Here is a 15,753-nt window from a genome sequence, read left to right on the forward strand (position 1 = left end):
GGTATGCCTTCGCTGCTGTCCGACGGGGAGATCACCGCGGCGCTGGCCGGGTTGCCCCGGTGGCGCCGGGCCGGTGACGCACTCGCCCGCACCGACGAGGCGCCGTCGTTCCCCGACGCGATCGACCGCGTCCGCCGCGTGGCCGATATCGCGGAGCGGCGCGACCACCACCCCGACATCGACATCCGATGGCGGACGGTGACCTACACGCTGCGCACTCACTCGGCGGGCGGGATCACGGAGCTCGACGTCGAACTGGCTCGTTCGATCGAGCCGGAGCTGGGTCGGGAGTGACGTCGCGGCGGGCCCGTCCCGCGACGGCGAACAGCACGTAGACGGCCACGACGCCGACGACGTCGACGGCGCCGATCCACGCCAGCACGCCGGGCCGTGAGACGTCCCAGATCGAGTCCTGGAAGAACGAGAGCACCCACGGGACGCCGACGAGCGTCGTGACGAGCCAGTAGCCCGCGACGATCCTGGTCGCGACGAGGTGTGCGTACGGGCCGTGCACGAGCCACACGAGCAGCGGGATCGCCCACACCCAGTGGTGCGACCACGAGATCGGCGAGACGCACAGGCCGAACAGCTGCACCACGAGCAGCGTCCCGAGCCGATCTGCACTGCCGATACCCCGCCACGCCGCGATCGCGAGGATTCCGACCACCGCGCACGCCCCGAGCCACAGCGGACCGGACCCGACGTCCTCGCCGGCCACGCGCGACAGCGCGCCGCGCAGCGACTGGTTCCACACCGACGCGACGGGACCGATGCGGTCGGCGTCGCCGAGCAGCGTCGTGAAGTACTCGCGTGCCGCGGAGCCCACGAGCAGCCAGCTCAGTGCGACCGTCCCGGCGAACGCGACGGCCGAGAAGACCGCCGCACGCCACCGGCGCTGCGTCAGCAGATAGAGACCGGTGATGGCGGGTGTGAGCTTGATCCCCGCCGCGATGCCGACGAGCGCACCCGACAGCCACCACCGCGTCGAGAGTGCCGCGCCCACGAGGGCGAGCGCGAGGAAGACGTTGACCTGCCCGTAGTCGAGGGTCGTCCGCACCGGCTCGGTCCACATGCCGACGGCCGTCCACACCATCGCGATCGACGCGGCCCTGGGCCCGTCCGCGCCGTCGCCGAGCAGCAGCCGCTGGCTCATCCGGACGAGGACGTAGAGCCCGGCGACCGTCGCGAGCTGCCACGCGATACCGACGAGCGCGAACGGCAGCACGTGCAGCGGATAGAACACGAGCGCCGCGAACGGCGGATACGTGAACGGCAGCGGGAAGTCCGGGGTGTCCTCGGAGTACGTGAAGTCGTAGAGATCGCCGTCCCACAGCGACGCGGCACCGCCGACGTAGACGTGCAGGTCGACGAGGTTCATGCCGTTCGGCGAGAAGAGCGTCCAGGCGAGCCGCGCGAGGACGGCGACCGCGAGCAGCCACGGCGCCCACCGCAGCACCGGCCTGGCCGCGTCCGATCCGGAGCGGACGACACCCTGTTCGGACACTGTTCTGACACTCCCGGCGGCTCGGGTCGGCGACTGGTTCGGGGAAACGACCGGGACCGGCGACTGTGCAGGCCCGTGAGGGGGTGCCGGTCGCCCGTCAGACTAGCGCGCGGCCGCCGCTCGACCCCGCACGGTGCGCGGTGCGGCGGGCGCGTCGCCGGTAAACCTCAGCAGTCACATCAGTAACAGTTGCATCTCTCCTCTCATACGGCACAGGTGTATGGCGTTAAGGTCACCAGCGGAACACCCCACGGCCGTGATGCCATACACTCCGTCCGGAGTGAGCGGCACCCGCCGATGTCACGCCTGAAGAGGACCCCCGCGGAGGGAAATTCGTCTCCGCGTCGCAACACAAGGATGGGGAGACCGTGCTTCGAATCACCGGTCATCGCACCGCTCGACACACGCGCCCGCGCGCGGGCCTCGTGCGCCGCACCACGACAGCCCTCGCGATCGCCGCGGCCGCAGCTCTCGCCGCGCCTGCCCACGCGTTCGCTCAGCCGGCCCCGCCGCCGGTTCCCGAGGGCGTCCCGATCGACGCGCTCGCGTCGCTCGCTCCCGCGATCATCGGTGCCGCCGCAGGCCCCACCGACGTCGCGGGCGGCCAGAACGCGCTGCTCGATCAGGTGCGCGTCCTGCTCGAGACCCCCGGCATTCCGCCCGAGATCAAGTCGACGCTCGAGCGCGTCCTCACGTTCCTCGACGGCAGCGGTGGCGGCGGTCCCGAGATCCCGCAGGACGGACCTGCCATCGCGCAGTTCCTCTACCCCACCGTCGGCGCGGGCTGCATCGGCCCCGAGTCCGACGCCATCGGCACCGCACTCGCCGTCCCCGGCCCCGCGACGCTCCCGCCCCCCGGCCCCGGCGCCGGGCAGGCCGGATTCGTGTTCACCGCGCTCGGCACCGCACCCGCGGCCGACACGCAGGACCTCACGGTCGACTGGGTCAACATCGACACGATGGGCCGCGGCACCGTTCCACTGACGAACGAGGCCCGGATCAACCCCGAGGGCCCGGCGACGCTCTCGGCGATCGCCGACACCGGCCCGGGCCGCGTCCTCGCGGTCATCTCCGGTGGCATCACGACGCTGCCCGAGGGCGAAGCACCCATCTCCTGCGGGTTCCTGCCCGTGGTCGGGATGTTCGTCGTCGCCTGACACCCGCTCCACAGCACTGGGCCCCTGCCTCTCCGGCAGGGGCCCAGTGCGTTCTCCGGGAGGGACCCAGTGCGTTTCGAGGACACTCACCGCGGGTAGACGCGAGCATGGCCGACGAGAACTCGCTGCTGTCCATCCGCTCACGCGGATCGATCCTGTCCATCGGCTCGGTCGGATCGATCCTCTCGATCGGGTCGACGGGCTCGATCCTGTCGATCGGATCGGTCGGCTCGTTCGGTTCGCTCTTCAGCACAGCGTCGTTCGCGAGCGGGCTGTCGATGTTCTCGGCGTTGTCCTTGCGTTCGCTCTTCGCGTGGCGCGGCGTCCGGTCGATCCCGACGGACCGGCCCGAGATCACCGTCGTCGCAGCCGACGACGTCGAACACGTGCAGTCCTGACGGCTTCTCGCCGCGACGGTCGCGTACTCGGCCGTCGCCGGCCGAGCAGCCCCTCACCACTGCCCGTAGTCGGCCTTCAGGATCGAGTTGCGGTCGATGCCGATGCCGTCGACGGACTGTTCGTCGATCTCGAACTGATGCAGGTGCGCGTGGGGGTTGACGTAGCCCTCGGGCGTGCCCCAGTCGTGCTGCCAGTAGTACGTTCCCAGCCCTGCCGCGACGGCGAGGTCGATCGTCGGCGAGTTGCCGTAGACGCCGACGCGCTCGCGCCCGATCACCGACTGCCAGCCGAGCAGGTAGGGCGCGATCATCGTCGCGAACTGGACTGCGTCGGGGTTGTCGTCGATCGACGCGTAGATCGGGGCGTGTGCCGGTCCCCCGGCTTCCTCGTGCAGCTGCAACCCGCGCCGGCCGTGCTTCACCCCGGCCTCGAAACCACCCTTCCAGTCCGCGGTCTCGGCCTTGCCGTACTGGTAGCACGACACGACGGCGAGTCCCGCGGCCTGTAGCGCCTGCGCCTCGTCGGCCAGCATGGGCTTGCCGGCCATCCATTCGGCGCCGGGCCTGCGATCGGAGACGTACCGGATGGCTCCGGCGAATCCCGCCGCGGCGATCGACCCTGCCGAGGGCACCCCCGCCGAGTAGTCGATGAGCGTGCCGAGCGACTGCGCGGACGCCGTCGCGGTGGTCGCGGCGAAGCCCCCGAGTCCGGCGAGCGCCGTCCCCGCGGCGGCGTAGCGGAACAGATCGCGGCGTGACAACTGCACTGGGAACTCCCGGAACGCTGAATCGATGGTCGCCTCGGATTCCATCACAGCACACGCGCCCCGTGGGCCGCTTCCGTCACGTCGGCCACCGACTTGCATCACATCACTTGCGGGAGGACCTATTTCGGCTCGAGCGAGGTGAAGAAACCCGGCTCGATCTCGACGTCCTCGACGACCCGCGTCGTCGTGCGCACCCCGAGCCCGTGCTCCTTGAACAGCTCGCACAGCCGGTCGCCGTCGATGAGGTCGACCGGTGGTGCGCCGTCGCGCTTGGCCTCGGCGCGGGCGTCACCGGTGAACGTTCCCGTCGTGATCAGCAGTCCCTTGTCGCCGCGGCCGGACATCGCGCCACGGAAGTCGCGGACCGCCCGCGCCTCGACGCTTCCGGCGAAGCGGCGGCACTGGAAGAACACCGGAAAGCTCAGCAACGACACCTGATAGAGCCCCAGCCCTTCGACGTCGCCGTCGGCGCCTCGCGCCGTCACCGTGGCGCTCGAGAATCCGGCTTCGCGTAGCAACCGCTGGATCAGCCGCTCGAACGCGTCGGGCGACATCCGCAGGACGGTGTCGAGCAGCCGGTCCTTCCAGTCCACGTCGTTCTCTGCCTCGGCGATCTCCGCGTCGGGCTCCGACGTGTCGGGATCGTGTACATCGGTGTCGTGCACATCGGTGTCGTGCACATCGGACTCGTGCGTATCGAGTCGCGGCGCACCTGCGGCGACCGACCCGTTCGTTCCCCGCGACTGCTCGTGCGCACGTCGCGACGCCGCCCGCGCGGACTTGCGGGCGGCGTTGCGCTTGCGATTCTCGGCCGAGAACTCGGCGTGGAGCGGACGGATCCGATCCTCGGTGACCTCGCGACCCTGCTCCGTCACGCTCCACACGCCACGCCGGCTGTTGGTGAGCAGACCCATCCCCTTGAGGTAGGTGCGCGCCCACGCGAGCCGATACTCGATCTCCGTGCTGGGTCCGTCCCCGTGCAGTACGGCCTGGACCTCCGAGGAGAGCCCTTCCCGCTCGATCACCGCACTGTCGAGTTCGTCGTTCGACGCCGAACCGCCGAGCGCGATCGCCGCCTGCAGTGCCGGCCAGAGCAGGTCCACGTACTGAGGAACGTGCACAGTCATGCCCGACAGCATGCCCGAGCCGCCGCGGGCGGCTCGAACTGGCTCACTCCGACGTGACCTCGAAATCGACGCGGTTGGGGTCGACATCGGAGTCGTCGGGGTTGCCTTCGGAGCTGACGTCGAGCCGGTCCTCGGAGATGCCCTCCTCGACGAGCTTGCTCTTGACGGCCTCACCCCGCTCCTGCGCGAGATCGTCCGCCGCGCTCGAGTCCTCGTCCATCGCGTAGGCCTTGATCTCGAGCTTGTCCTCGTTGGTCTCGAGGGCGGCGGCGACCGCGGTGAGCGTCGCGTTCTGGAGCGTGCCCAGTTCGGCGCTGTTGGCATCGAACGAGACCGGGGCCGCCCCGACCGCGCTGTTGATCGCGTCCTGGACGGCGTTGCCCGCCTGCTCGGTCAGCGAGGTCACGGTGCTCTGCACCGCGTCGGTAGTGCTCTGGTCCTCGGCCGCTTCGGTCGTCGTGGTCTCCTGCGAGCCGGAATCGTCGTTCGTACACGCGGCGGCGCCGAGGGTGACGACCGCTGCGGCCGCCGCTGCAGCGGTGATGCGTCGAACGGTGGTCGTGCGCTTCATGGGAGCTCCTCACGTCGTGGCCACTGGCAGATCGCGGCACTGCCCGGCGTCGTTCGCCTGCCTGTTCTCGTCGCCTCGAACATAGCGAGGACCGCGGTGACGATGGGGTCGCTCGGGTGAGAGGGCACACGCGATGTCGGCACCCCGGACTACCGTCGCGGTCATGGCACTCGGAGTCTCCCGTCGTCGGGCGATCGCCTTCCGCGCTCGTGCGCAGCAACTCGACCGCGCGCCGGGGAGCAACGACGACTGCGCCCTGCTCGACGCCGGAGTGCAGGACACCGGACCCGACGGCGCACGGTGGGCACTGGTCGCCCGCGGCGCCGACGCGCTCGCGGCGACACCGGATGCACTCTCGCTCGCCTGGACGCTGCGCGGTGCCCCGCACGCCTACCGCACGCACGATCTTCCGGCGATCGCAGCGGCGACCGCGCCCTTCTCCGATGCCGACGCGGCCAAGCGCATCTTCGACGCGAACCGGCCGCTGAAGCAGGCCGGCATCGGGACGTGTGACGCGCTGAGGGCTGTTGCCACCGAGATGCGCGACATCGTGCGGAGCCCGACCGTCAAGGGCGAACTGTCGCGGCAGCTCACCGAGCGCATGCCCGAGCCGTATCGGCGGTACTGCAGACCGTGTGATGCCGTCCATCTGTACGAGCAGCCGTTCCGGCTCGCCGCTCTGCAGGCGGGCCTTCGCCTCCAGCCCGGCACCTCGCCCCCGGTCCTCGAGCGCATCCCGGGGATGCGTCCGCCCCTCTTCCATCACTCGGACGAGCCCGCCGACCCGCGGTTCGACGTCGTGCGCGCGACCCTTCGCTTCCACGGCCCCACCACGCCCGCGATGACCGCCCAGGTTCTCGACGCGCCGATTCGGGAGGTGAAGGAGCGGTGGCCGGACGACGCAGTGGAGGTGCGCGTCGAGGGCGAGCCGGCGTGGGTGCTGGAGCATGACGTCGACGAACTCGCGGGTGCCGAGCCGACGGACGACGTCCGATTGCTGAGTGCGTTCGACCCGCTCCTGCAGGCTCGCGATCGTGATCTGCTGCTCCCGGATCCGGCGGCCCGCGCGGCGCTGTGGCCACGCCTCGGCCGGCCGGGTGCGATCACCGTGGGCGGCGAGATCGTCGCGACGTGGCGCCCGCGGACGTCGCGCGGCTCGCTCGCCGTTCGGGTGGCACCGCTGCGTGCACTCACCGCAGGGGAGCGCGCCGAGACGCAGGACTGGGCCGAACGCCTCGCCGAGTTCCGCGGGGTGACGCCGGGCGGTGCGGAGTTCTCCGACTGACGGCGGCTACGCCAGCGACAGGTGCCAGACGGTGGCGGCCGCGAGTGCGCCGAGGCCGTTGAAGGCCCAATGGAGGCCGATGGGGGCGATGAGGCTGCCGGTGTGATGCCGCAGCCAGGTGAAGACGACGCCGGCGATCGAGGTCGCGATCACGGCGAGGCCGATCCCGGCGACCTGCCCCCAGACGCCGCCGCCGAACAGGGACAGCAGGCCGGCGTTGCCCGCGGTCAGGCCCATCGACGACGCGATGTGCCACATGCCGAACAGCAGCGAGCCCGCGACGAAGATCCCGCGGGCGCCGTACAGCCGCTGCAGCGATCCGTGCAGCGCGCCGCGGAACGCGAGTTCCTCGGGGATCACGGTCTGCAGCGGGATCACGATCATCGACGCCACGAGCGCACCGGAGATCGTGGCGTAACGGTCGGCGAGGAAGAACTGCCGCGTGAACGGCAGTGCGGCGCCGATCGCGATCACCGCGGTCACCGCCGCGACGGCGGCGAGTGCGTACAGCGTGCCCTTCTTCAGATGCCGGGGCGAGAGGCCGAGTTCCGACCACGCCATTCCGCGGCGGCGCATGAGCACGAGCAGGACCGCCGCAGCGATCGGCACGGTGGCGACGCTCGCCCACGTCGTCGTGAAGTGCGCGACGAGATTGGTGCCCACGAGGACGGCCACGACGACCGCGACGTCGACGTACGCCGTCGTTCGCGAGAATCGCGCCGTCTCGGGTGGAGCGCTTGCTGTTGCAGCAGTCATCGAGAGACGAGTCTACGGAGAATCACGGTCGGAGGATGTGAAGCGAGCCACGCGACCCTACTCACCGAGCCACGCGACCCTACTCACGGGTACGGGACCTGCGCGCATCGGAAAAACCGCCCAGTCTAGCCTGAAACGGACCCGACGAAACAGGCTTACAGGAGTACGAGATGGCGGACTTCCTCTACGAGGATCTGTTGCCGATCGGTGAGGACCCCACCGAGTACCGGCTGCTCACCACGGAGGGGGTGTCCACTGTCGAAGGACCGGACGGCCGGACCTTCCTGCAGGTCGAACCCGAGGCGCTGCGGCTGCTCACCGAGACCGCGCTGCACGACATCTCCCACTACCTGCGCACCGATCACCTGAAGCAGGTAGCCAAGATCCTCGACGATCCCGAGGCGTCGAACAACGACAAGTTCGTCGCGCTCGACCTGCTCAAGAACGCCGCGATCGCCGCGGGCGGCGTGCTGCCGATGTGCCAGGACACCGGAACGGCGATCGTGATGGGCAAGCGCGGCCAGCACGTGCTCACGCCGGGCGACGACGAGCGTTCGATCGCACGCGGCGTCTACGACGCGTTCACGCGGCTGAACCTGCGGTACTCACAGAACGCGCCGCTGACGATGTGGGACGAGAAGAACACCGGCTCGAATCTGCCCGCGCAGATCGAGCTGTACGCGGACACCGCGGCCGGCCACGAGAACGCCTACAAGTTCCTGTTCATGGCGAAGGGCGGCGGCAGCGCCAACAAGTCGTACCTGTACCAGGAGACGAAGGCGATCCTGAACCCGGACTCGATGATGCAGTTCCTCGAGGCCAAGATCCGCTCGCTCGGCACGGCCGCGTGCCCGCCGTACCACCTCGCGATCGTCGTCGGCGGCACGTCCGCGGAGTTCGCGCTCAAGACCGCGAAGTACGCGTCCGCCCACTACCTCGACGAACTGCCCACCGAGGGCGCGATCACGGGACGCGGCTTCCGTGACCACGAACTCGAGAAGCGCGTCTTCGAGCTGACCCAGGAGATCGGGATCGGCGCACAGTTCGGCGGCAAGTACTTCTGCCACGACGTCCGCGTCGTCCGGCTGCCGCGGCACGGCGCATCGCTGCCCGTCGCCATCGCGGTGTCGTGCTCGGCGGACCGTCAGGCCAAGGCGAAGATCACGCCCGAGGGCGTCTTCCTCGAGAAGCTCGAGTTCGATCCGGGCCGCTTCCTGCCCGACGTCACCGACGCGCAGCTCGACGCAGAGACCGACGGCATCTCGGGCACCGGCAAGGGTGCAGCGGTGAAGATCGACCTCACGAAGCCGATGCCCGAGATCCTCGCCGAGCTCTCGAAGCATCCCGTCAAGACGCGCCTGTCACTCACCGGTCCGCTCGTCGTCGCGCGCGACATCGCGCACGCGAAGATCAAGGAGCGGCTCGACGCCGGCGAGGAGATGCCGCAGTACCTCAAGGATCACCCCGTCTACTACGCCGGTCCTGCGAAGACGCCGGAGGGGATGCCGTCGGGCTCGTTCGGGCCGACGACGGCCGGGCGCATGGACTCGTACGTCGAGCAGTTCCAGGCCGCCGGCGGCTCGATGGTGATGCTCGCGAAGGGCAACCGCTCGAAGCAGGTGACGGACGCGTGCGACACGCACGGCGGCTTCTACCTCGGCTCGATCGGCGGGCCCGCGGCGCGCCTGGCGCAGGACTGCATCAAGAACGTCGAGATCATCGAGTACGAAGAGCTCGGCATGGAGGCGGTCTGGAAGATCGACGTCGAGGACTTCCCCGCGTTCATCGTCGTCGACGACAAGGGCAACGACTTCTTCGCGCACACCGGTGAGGTCACGCTGACGATCGGCAAGCGTCCCGGACTGTAGAGCCCGGCACGGACGACGGCGCCGCCGCTTCCTTCGAGGGAAGCGGCGGCGCCGTCGTCATGAGCGGGAGTCGGTGCCGGATCGGTGACGGGAGGTCAGTGCCAGATGACGGCGACGAGGATGTTCACGATCGCGAGGATGCCGACGGCGTGGACGAGCATCGGTGCGACGGCGACGGGCGCCGCAGTCGCAGTCGCGGCCGTCCCGCCCGAGCCGGGGGCAGGCGTCGTCGCCTTGTTCTGCTTGGCGCGCGCCACCTCGGCGAGCGCGACGACGATCAGCGAGATCAGCAGCTTCACACCGATCTTGATGTGGTTGTAGTCCTTGTCGAGCGCAGCCTCACCGAGGCCGACCAGGAACAGGCCGCTCAGGAACTGGATGCGTGCGCCCCACACGATCACCTCGGTGACTCGGGGGGTTTTCAGGACCGCGAAGTAACCGCCGACGAGGGCCGCGAGGCCGAGCATGTGGACCACGACCAGCAAGCTGTACAAAAAGGACATGGTGTCACTCTACCTGCGTCTACTACAGACTACGTAGTTCGTGTCACCCAATGGTCGTCGTGTCCACGATTCCAGCGTCCGCCGCGGCGGCGCGATACCAGTGGCCGAGGGAGGCGACCGTCTCGTGCGCATTCAGGCCGCTCGGGTTCGGGAGCAGCCAGAGCGCCGCGTTCTCGAACGGCTCGGCCGCACGTCCGAGCACCGCGTCACGCACACCGAACGCCGTGCGGTAGGCCGTGATGCCGAGAATCGCGACCACCGACGGCGAGATCCGGCGCACGGTCTCGTGCAGTTCCGCACGACCTGCCCGGAGTTCGTCCTTCGTGAGTTCGTCCGCGCGTGCCGTCGCGCGCCGCACCAGATTCGTGATCCCGATCCCCCGCTCGGTGAGGGCGCGCGCGTCGTCGTCCGACATGCCCCGGGACGCGTCGATGGGACGGTCGACGATGCCCGCGGCTGCGAGCGCCGGATAGAAGCGATTGCCGGGCCGCGCGAAGTGGGCTCCTACGGCCGCCGTCCAGAGGCCCGGATTGATGCCGACGAACAGCAACCGGCATCGTGGCCCGACGAGATCGTGAATCTCCGCGTCGCGGTAGGCCTCGAGTTCGGCGCGCGTGAATCCCATGCCGGGACCTTCTCACGCAGACGGCCTTCTCACGCACGAGAGGCCCGGACCTCGCGGGTCCGGGCCTCTCGTGCGAAGGAAACGGTCAGACGCCGAGCGAGGGCGCGAGCGTTCCGAACCAGGCTTCCTTGAGGCGGTCCTGCCAGTAGTTCCACCAGTGGATGCCGTCGGCGCTGATGTGCGTCTGGACGCGAGCACCGGCCGCCTGCGCGGCGGGAACGAACAGGCCGCTGCTGATGCCGGACGCCATCTCGAGCGGAACCATCTGTGCGAACCACACGGGGTCGAACTCGGCGCTGAGCGGGTTCACCGACGGGTCGCTGGTCGGCGAGCCGCCGCCGGCCGAGATGTAGACGCCCTTGCCGCGCAGGTTGCCGACGTTCGCGAGCGGATCGTTCGCGAGCCACCGACCGGCGGGCCACACGCCCCACATGTTGAACGGGTTGCCGCCCATCTCGGCGACGGAGAGCTGAATGCCCTGCGCGAAGCCGGGAGTCGCGGCGGTCGGGTAACCGCTGAACGACGCGACCGCGTTGTACATGTCGGGGTGCTTGGCCGCGAGGGTCAGCGCCGACGTACCGCTCATCGACAGGCCCGCGATGGCGTTGTTGACGCCGTCGCTGCCGAACTCCGCTGCCATGACGCCCGGGAGCTCGCGCGTCAGGAAGGTTTCCCACATCTGCCGGCCGAGGTGCGGGTCGTCCCGCTGCCAGTCGGTGTAGAAGGAGCCGCCGCCACCGAACGGGATCGCGACGTTGACGTGCTTGTCGGCGAAGAACACCTCGACATCGGTGTTGATGAGCCACCCGTTGTCGTTGTCGGGGGCACGCAGCCCGTCGAGCAGATAGAGGGTGGGGGCCGGCCCGCCACCCGCGGCCCGAAGAACCTTGACCGGGATGGTCTTGTTCATCGAGGGCGAGTGCACGTAGGTCAGGGTGGAGTCAGCGTGCGCGACAGCACCCGTCCCCAGCACCGTGAAGAAGCCGGTCAACAGCGTTGCGACGATTCCCAGAATCAGGGTTCGAGCGCGACGTAGCACCATTCGAGTCGTCCTTCGAGCTCCGGGCAGAGAGTTCCTGCGAGAGTTGACGGATGCTGAGAGTAACAGCGTGCCGACCGTCCGGCTTCTTCGATCTCCGAATAGTTGCCGATCCGCAATTTCGCCTCTCCCGTCACACGAGTCACCGACCCGCCGTGTGACCGGGACCACCTCGGCGGGAAAACAACTCGCGACGCCGACGCACGCTGGGATAGCGTCGTCGGGTCTCCCGGTCGACCCGATCCGGGCTTCGACGACCCCGGCCGTCTCCCCGGTGGTCCCCACCGTGTCCGAAAGGTGTCCCGTGTCCGAGTTCGACCGGCAGAATTCGAGTGCCGTCGCTGCCGAGCCCGAACCGAACGAGCACGTCTCGAACGACACCGGCACGGCGATTCCCCGTCGGCATCTGCTGCTCATCGGTGTGCTGCTCGTCGCGAGCTTCGTCGTCATCCTCAACGAGACGGTGATGAGCGTCGCGATCCCCGTGCTCCAGAACGATCTCGGGGTCGAGCCCGCCGTCGGCCAGTGGCTCACGACCGGTTTCATGCTCACGATGGCGATCGTCATCCCGACGACCGGCTTCCTGCTGAAACGCATCCGCACCCGGACGCTGTTCGTCGCTGCGATGTCGCTCTTCTCGGCGGGCACGCTCATCGCGTTTCTCGCACCGGGATTCGAGATCCTGCTGTTCGCCCGGGTCGTGCAGGCGACCGGCACGGCGATCATGCTGCCGATGCTCATGACGACGATCATGACCGTCGTCCCGCCCGCACGACGCGGCGCGATGATGGGCAACATCTCGATCGTCATCGCCGTCGCGCCGGCGCTCGGGCCCACGATGTCGGGGTTCGTGCTCGATCACTTCGGGTGGCGGTGGATCTTCGGTCTCGTCCTCCCCATCGCGCTCGGCGCGCTCGCCCTCGGTACGCGGTACGTCGTCCCGGTCGGCGAGATCTCCAAGGTCCGGATCGACCTGCTGTCGATTCCGCTCGCGATCCTCGGATTCGGCGGCCTGGTCTACGGGCTCGTCAGCATCGGCAAGGCGGCCGGCGAGAGCGCGATCCCGATGTGGCTGCCGTTCGCGATCGGCATCGCGGCGATGGTGGCGTTCGTGGCGCGGCAGCTCCGCCTCCAGCGTGAGGATCGGGCGCTGCTCGATCTCCGTGTCTTCCGCCAGGCGCAGTTCTCGATCGCCGTCGTCGCGATGCTGCTCGGCTTCGGCACGATGATGGGCACGTTCATCGTCGTCCCCTACTTCGCGCAGAGCGTTCTGGGACTCGATCCGCTCCAGACGGGCCTGATCACGCTGCCCGGCGGCCTGCTGATGGGTGCTGCGGGCCCGATCATCGGCCGCATCTACGACGCCCGCGGCCCACGTGTGCTGGTGATCCCCGGTTCGCTGCTCGTCGCGGCGGGCGTCGGAATGCTCACGACCGTCGACACGTCGACCGGTCTCGGATGGTTGCTCGCAGCGAACACGGTGCTGTGCCTGGGCCTGGCGGCGACGTTCACGCCGCTCATGACGTCGGGGCTCGGTTCGATCGAGCCGTCGCTGTATTCGCACGGCTCGGCGGTCGTCGGCACCTTCCAGCAGGTCGCGGGTGCGGCGGGTACGGCGCTGTTCATCACGATCATGACCGTCGTCGCGACCGCGCAGCCGGGTGGCCTCTCCTCCCCCGATGCCGTGGTGGACGGTGTGCGCACGGTCTTCCTGGTGGCGGGCGGCCTCGCGATCGCCCTCATCGCGGTGTGTGCGCTGGTGCGTCGCCCGGCGACGCAGTCGGTCTCCGTCCCCCTGCACTGACCCGGCTCGGTTCTGCGGTTCTGCGGTTCTGCACCCCATTTGTCGTTCTGCACCCCTATCGGCCTGCCGGTAGGGGTGCAGAACGACGACCGGGGTGCAGAATCGCCTCGCGGTTACGCTCGAAGGTATGGCAGAACGGCAGCACGATCGCGAGATCAGGCCCGTCCCCCGCTCCCTGTGGGAGCGGATGACGTGGCCGATCGCGTTCGCCGTCGTCGCGATCTCCGCATTCGTGCTCAACGGCGTCGTCCACGCGCCGCTGTGGATCTCGATCGTCGTCGCGCTCGTCGTCGGCGCCGTCTGGCTCGGGTACATGCACGCCCGCGACCTCCGCGCGATACGCCGGTCGCGTCGCGAACGGTCGTGACGTTCACTCCCCGCACGCTCTCACCCCACGTGCACCCGTGGGCGGTGGTGCGGGTCGGGTTCGGCACGACGCAGCACCTCGTGGGTCACGGCCGCGTCCTGCCCGTTGCCGAGGAACAGGAAGCGCACGAGTTCGGCCGACGGACTGCGCTCGGACCAGTCGAAGTACAGGTCGGGCTCGACGCCGGTGACGTCGCGAATCCGCAGCGCGACGGCCGCGATCGCATTGGGGACCGCCGCCGCGCGCACCCGTAGCACCCGATACCCGGCGACCTCGCACCCCGTCACGACCAGATCCGTCCCGAACTCGGAGGCGTCCACGACCGTCGCCTCGAGGAAGAGCAGCCGGTGGGAACGTGGAATGTGGCTGTGCGCCCGCTCCACCCGTTCCTTGCGCCTGTAGTCCGCCGCCGATCCGTCAGCGCGGTGCGCGACGAGGTCGACGCGCCCGCGCGCCGCGTCCTCGGTCACGAACCGCGTCGCGGTCTCGTCGAGCCCGATCGACGTGGCGCGCAACTCGAACGAACGGAACGCGCGCGACAGGAACGACACCACGACGATCGCAGCGACGAACAGCGACGCGACCTTGACGCCGTCGGGGCGCTCTACGACGTTCGCGGCCGTCGTGTAGACGAACACCACGGCGACGGCACCGAACGCGACGACCAGCCGCCGTCGGCGTTCACGGCGTGCCGACAGCGCGACGGCGACCGTCGCGGACGTGATGAGGACGAGAACACCGGTCGCGTAGGCGGCGCCCTGCGCGTCGACGCTCGCGTCGAAATACACGGTGAGCGCGATCGCGATCGCCCCGAAGATCAGGACGAGCGGCCGCACGGCGCGGGCCCACTCGGGTGCCATGCCGTACCGCGGGAGATAGCGCGGAACGAGGTTGAGCAGGCCCGCGAGCGCCGAGGCGCCCGCGAACCACAGGATCGCGATGGTCGCGGCGTCGTACGCCGTACCGAATCCCGCGCCGAGCCGCTCGTGGGCGAGATACGCGAGCGCCCGGCCGTTCGCGCTGCCGCCGGGTTCGAGCGCGTCGTCGGGGATCAGAATCGTCGTGACGAGGCTCGACGTGAGGAGAAAACCGCTCATGACGAGCGCGGCCGTCGTCAGCAGCTGCTGCGCGCCGCGGATGCGTCCCGCGGGGTCGCGTTCGGTGTCGCCCGGTGCTCCCCGGATCGAGGGCATCACCGCGACGCCCGTCTCGAAGCCCGACAGTCCGAGCGCGAGCCTCGGGAACACGAGCACCGCGGCCACGACGATGAGCAGCGGATTGCCGTGCGAGGTCGTCATCGCGTGCGACCAGTCGACGACGAGATCGGGCGCGGTCGCGATCTCGACGAGGGCGTCGACGATCACCACCGCGTTGAGCAGCAGATAGACCGGCACGATCACGAGCGCGATGCGGATGGCCTGCGTGAAACCGATGAGGAAGACGGCGACGAGGGCGAGCACGAGGAGGATCGTCAGCGGCAGCGCGGAGTCGTCGAACCTGCTCGGCGACAACGGGTTCTCGAGGATGTGGGCGCTCGCATCGGCCGTCGAGAGCGTGATCGTGATCATGAAGTCCGTCGCGGCGAAGCCGAGCAGGACGAGCACGAAGATCTTGCCGTGCCAGCGCGGCAGCAGCCGCGCGAGCATCGCGATCGACCCCTCACCGTGCGGGCTCTCACGCGCGACGCGGCGGTAGACGGGCAGTGCGCCGAGGAGGGTCAGTGCGACGAGGACGACCGTCGCGACGGGGGCGATCGCTCCGGCGGCGAGTGCCGCGATGCCCGGCTGATAGCCGAGCGTCGAGAAGTAGTCGACGCCCGTGAGGCACATGACCTTCCACCACGGATGCCGGTGCTCGTCCTTCGTGACGACGCGATGCGGCCCCAGGTGCGACGGACCTCGCTGCGACGTTCCCGCCGTCAGCCAGTCGATCACCCGCCGCCGAACCGGCATCGTCGCACCTCGTCGCCACTGCGGAACGCC

Annotated in this window: 16 protein-coding genes; 7 read left to right on the forward strand and 9 right to left on the reverse strand. The window is 69.4% G+C overall.

What is annotated here, in order from left to right; translation table 11 throughout:
- Positions 1-3: 3 nt before the first annotated feature.
- Positions 4-294, forward strand: a complete 291-nt coding sequence (locus RR1_RS00260; protein ID WP_040773537.1) for a 4a-hydroxytetrahydrobiopterin dehydratase — start codon at positions 4-6, stop codon at positions 292-294.
- Here the strand turns inward: RR1_RS00260 and RR1_RS00265 are convergent.
- A complete protein-coding gene (locus tag RR1_RS00265) occupies positions 236-1,504 on the reverse strand; it encodes a mannosyltransferase (RefSeq protein ID WP_010838560.1) in 1,269 nt (422 codons plus the stop codon). The two genes, RR1_RS00260 and RR1_RS00265, sit on opposite strands and share 59 nt — an antisense overlap.
- 368 nt (positions 1,505-1,872) lie before the next feature.
- Here RR1_RS00265 and RR1_RS00270 point away from each other — a divergent pair, with 368 nt between their 5' ends.
- Together RR1_RS00270 and RR1_RS00275 are read left to right on the forward strand one after the other, a co-directional pair.
- Positions 1,873-2,661: an Rv1157c family protein gene (locus RR1_RS00270; RefSeq protein WP_238559007.1), complete on the forward strand. Its 789-nt coding sequence runs from the start codon at positions 1,873-1,875 to the stop codon at positions 2,659-2,661.
- A 107-nt stretch (positions 2,662-2,768) separates the two neighbouring features.
- On the forward strand, positions 2,769-3,059 hold the full coding sequence (locus tag RR1_RS00275; protein ID WP_010838562.1) for a hypothetical protein: 291 nt from the start codon (positions 2,769-2,771) through the stop codon (positions 3,057-3,059).
- A gap of 53 nt (positions 3,060-3,112) precedes the next feature.
- Here RR1_RS00275 and RR1_RS00280 read toward each other — a convergent pair whose 3' ends face one another.
- The 3 genes from RR1_RS00280 to RR1_RS00290 form a co-directional block, all read right to left on the reverse strand.
- A complete protein-coding gene (locus RR1_RS00280) occupies positions 3,113-3,871 on the reverse strand; it encodes a DUF1906 domain-containing protein (RefSeq protein ID WP_010838563.1) in 759 nt (252 codons plus the stop codon).
- A 74-nt stretch (positions 3,872-3,945) separates the two neighbouring features.
- Complete coding sequence (locus RR1_RS00285; RefSeq protein ID WP_010838564.1) at positions 3,946-4,965, reverse strand: restriction endonuclease; 1,020 nt, start codon at positions 4,963-4,965, stop codon at positions 3,946-3,948.
- Positions 4,966-4,996: 31 nt separating this feature from the next.
- A complete protein-coding gene (locus RR1_RS00290; protein WP_010838565.1) occupies positions 4,997-5,524 on the reverse strand; it encodes an OmpA family protein in 528 nt (175 codons plus the stop codon).
- A gap of 163 nt (positions 5,525-5,687) precedes the next feature.
- Between RR1_RS00290 and RR1_RS00295 the strand changes: the two genes are divergently transcribed.
- A complete protein-coding gene (locus tag RR1_RS00295) occupies positions 5,688-6,809 on the forward strand; it encodes a DNA glycosylase AlkZ-like family protein (RefSeq protein ID WP_040773608.1) in 1,122 nt (373 codons plus the stop codon).
- A gap of 6 nt (positions 6,810-6,815) precedes the next feature.
- On the opposite strand, the gene RR1_RS00300 is transcribed toward RR1_RS00295, so the two are convergent.
- The gene (locus RR1_RS00300) at positions 6,816-7,565 is read right to left on the reverse strand and encodes a CPBP family intramembrane glutamic endopeptidase (RefSeq protein ID WP_010838567.1); all 750 of its coding nucleotides are present in this window, start codon (positions 7,563-7,565) and stop codon (positions 6,816-6,818) included.
- 170 nt (positions 7,566-7,735) lie between these two features.
- On the opposite strand from RR1_RS00300, the gene RR1_RS00305 reads away from it, so the two are divergent.
- Positions 7,736-9,433: a fumarate hydratase gene (locus RR1_RS00305; protein WP_010838568.1), complete on the forward strand. Its 1,698-nt coding sequence runs from the start codon at positions 7,736-7,738 to the stop codon at positions 9,431-9,433.
- Between the two features lie 95 nt (positions 9,434-9,528).
- On the opposite strand, the gene RR1_RS00310 is transcribed toward RR1_RS00305, so the two are convergent.
- The 3 genes from RR1_RS00310 to RR1_RS00320 form a co-directional block, all read right to left on the reverse strand.
- Positions 9,529-9,936, reverse strand: a complete 408-nt coding sequence (locus tag RR1_RS00310; protein WP_072713588.1) for a hypothetical protein — start codon at positions 9,934-9,936, stop codon at positions 9,529-9,531.
- A gap of 43 nt (positions 9,937-9,979) precedes the next feature.
- Positions 9,980-10,561, reverse strand: a complete 582-nt coding sequence (locus RR1_RS00315) for a mismatch-specific DNA-glycosylase (RefSeq protein ID WP_010838570.1) — start codon at positions 10,559-10,561, stop codon at positions 9,980-9,982.
- An 85-nt stretch (positions 10,562-10,646) separates the two neighbouring features.
- Positions 10,647-11,603 (reverse strand): alpha/beta hydrolase, encoded by a 957-nt coding sequence (locus tag RR1_RS00320; protein ID WP_010838571.1) that lies wholly within the window; start codon positions 11,601-11,603, stop codon positions 10,647-10,649.
- A gap of 388 nt (positions 11,604-11,991) precedes the next feature.
- On the opposite strand from RR1_RS00320, the gene RR1_RS00325 reads away from it, so the two are divergent.
- Positions 11,992-13,404: an MDR family MFS transporter gene (locus RR1_RS00325; protein WP_051111194.1), complete on the forward strand. Its 1,413-nt coding sequence runs from the start codon at positions 11,992-11,994 to the stop codon at positions 13,402-13,404.
- A gap of 127 nt (positions 13,405-13,531) precedes the next feature.
- Positions 13,532-13,771 carry a hypothetical protein gene (locus RR1_RS00330; protein ID WP_040773540.1) on the forward strand — a complete coding sequence of 80 codons (240 nt, stop codon included), beginning with the start codon at positions 13,532-13,534 and terminating at the stop codon, positions 13,769-13,771.
- A gap of 20 nt (positions 13,772-13,791) precedes the next feature.
- Here the strand turns inward: RR1_RS00330 and RR1_RS00335 are convergent, their stop codons facing one another.
- On the reverse strand, positions 13,792-15,723 hold the full coding sequence (locus RR1_RS00335) for an APC family permease (RefSeq protein ID WP_010838575.1): 1,932 nt from the start codon (positions 15,721-15,723) through the stop codon (positions 13,792-13,794).
- Between the last annotated feature and the right edge of the window lie 30 nt (positions 15,724-15,753).

It is taken from the genome of Rhodococcus rhodnii NBRC 100604 (assembly GCF_001894925.1).
In the GTDB taxonomy this organism is placed as follows: Bacteria; Actinomycetota; Actinomycetes; order Mycobacteriales; family Mycobacteriaceae; genus Rhodococcus_F; species Rhodococcus_F rhodnii.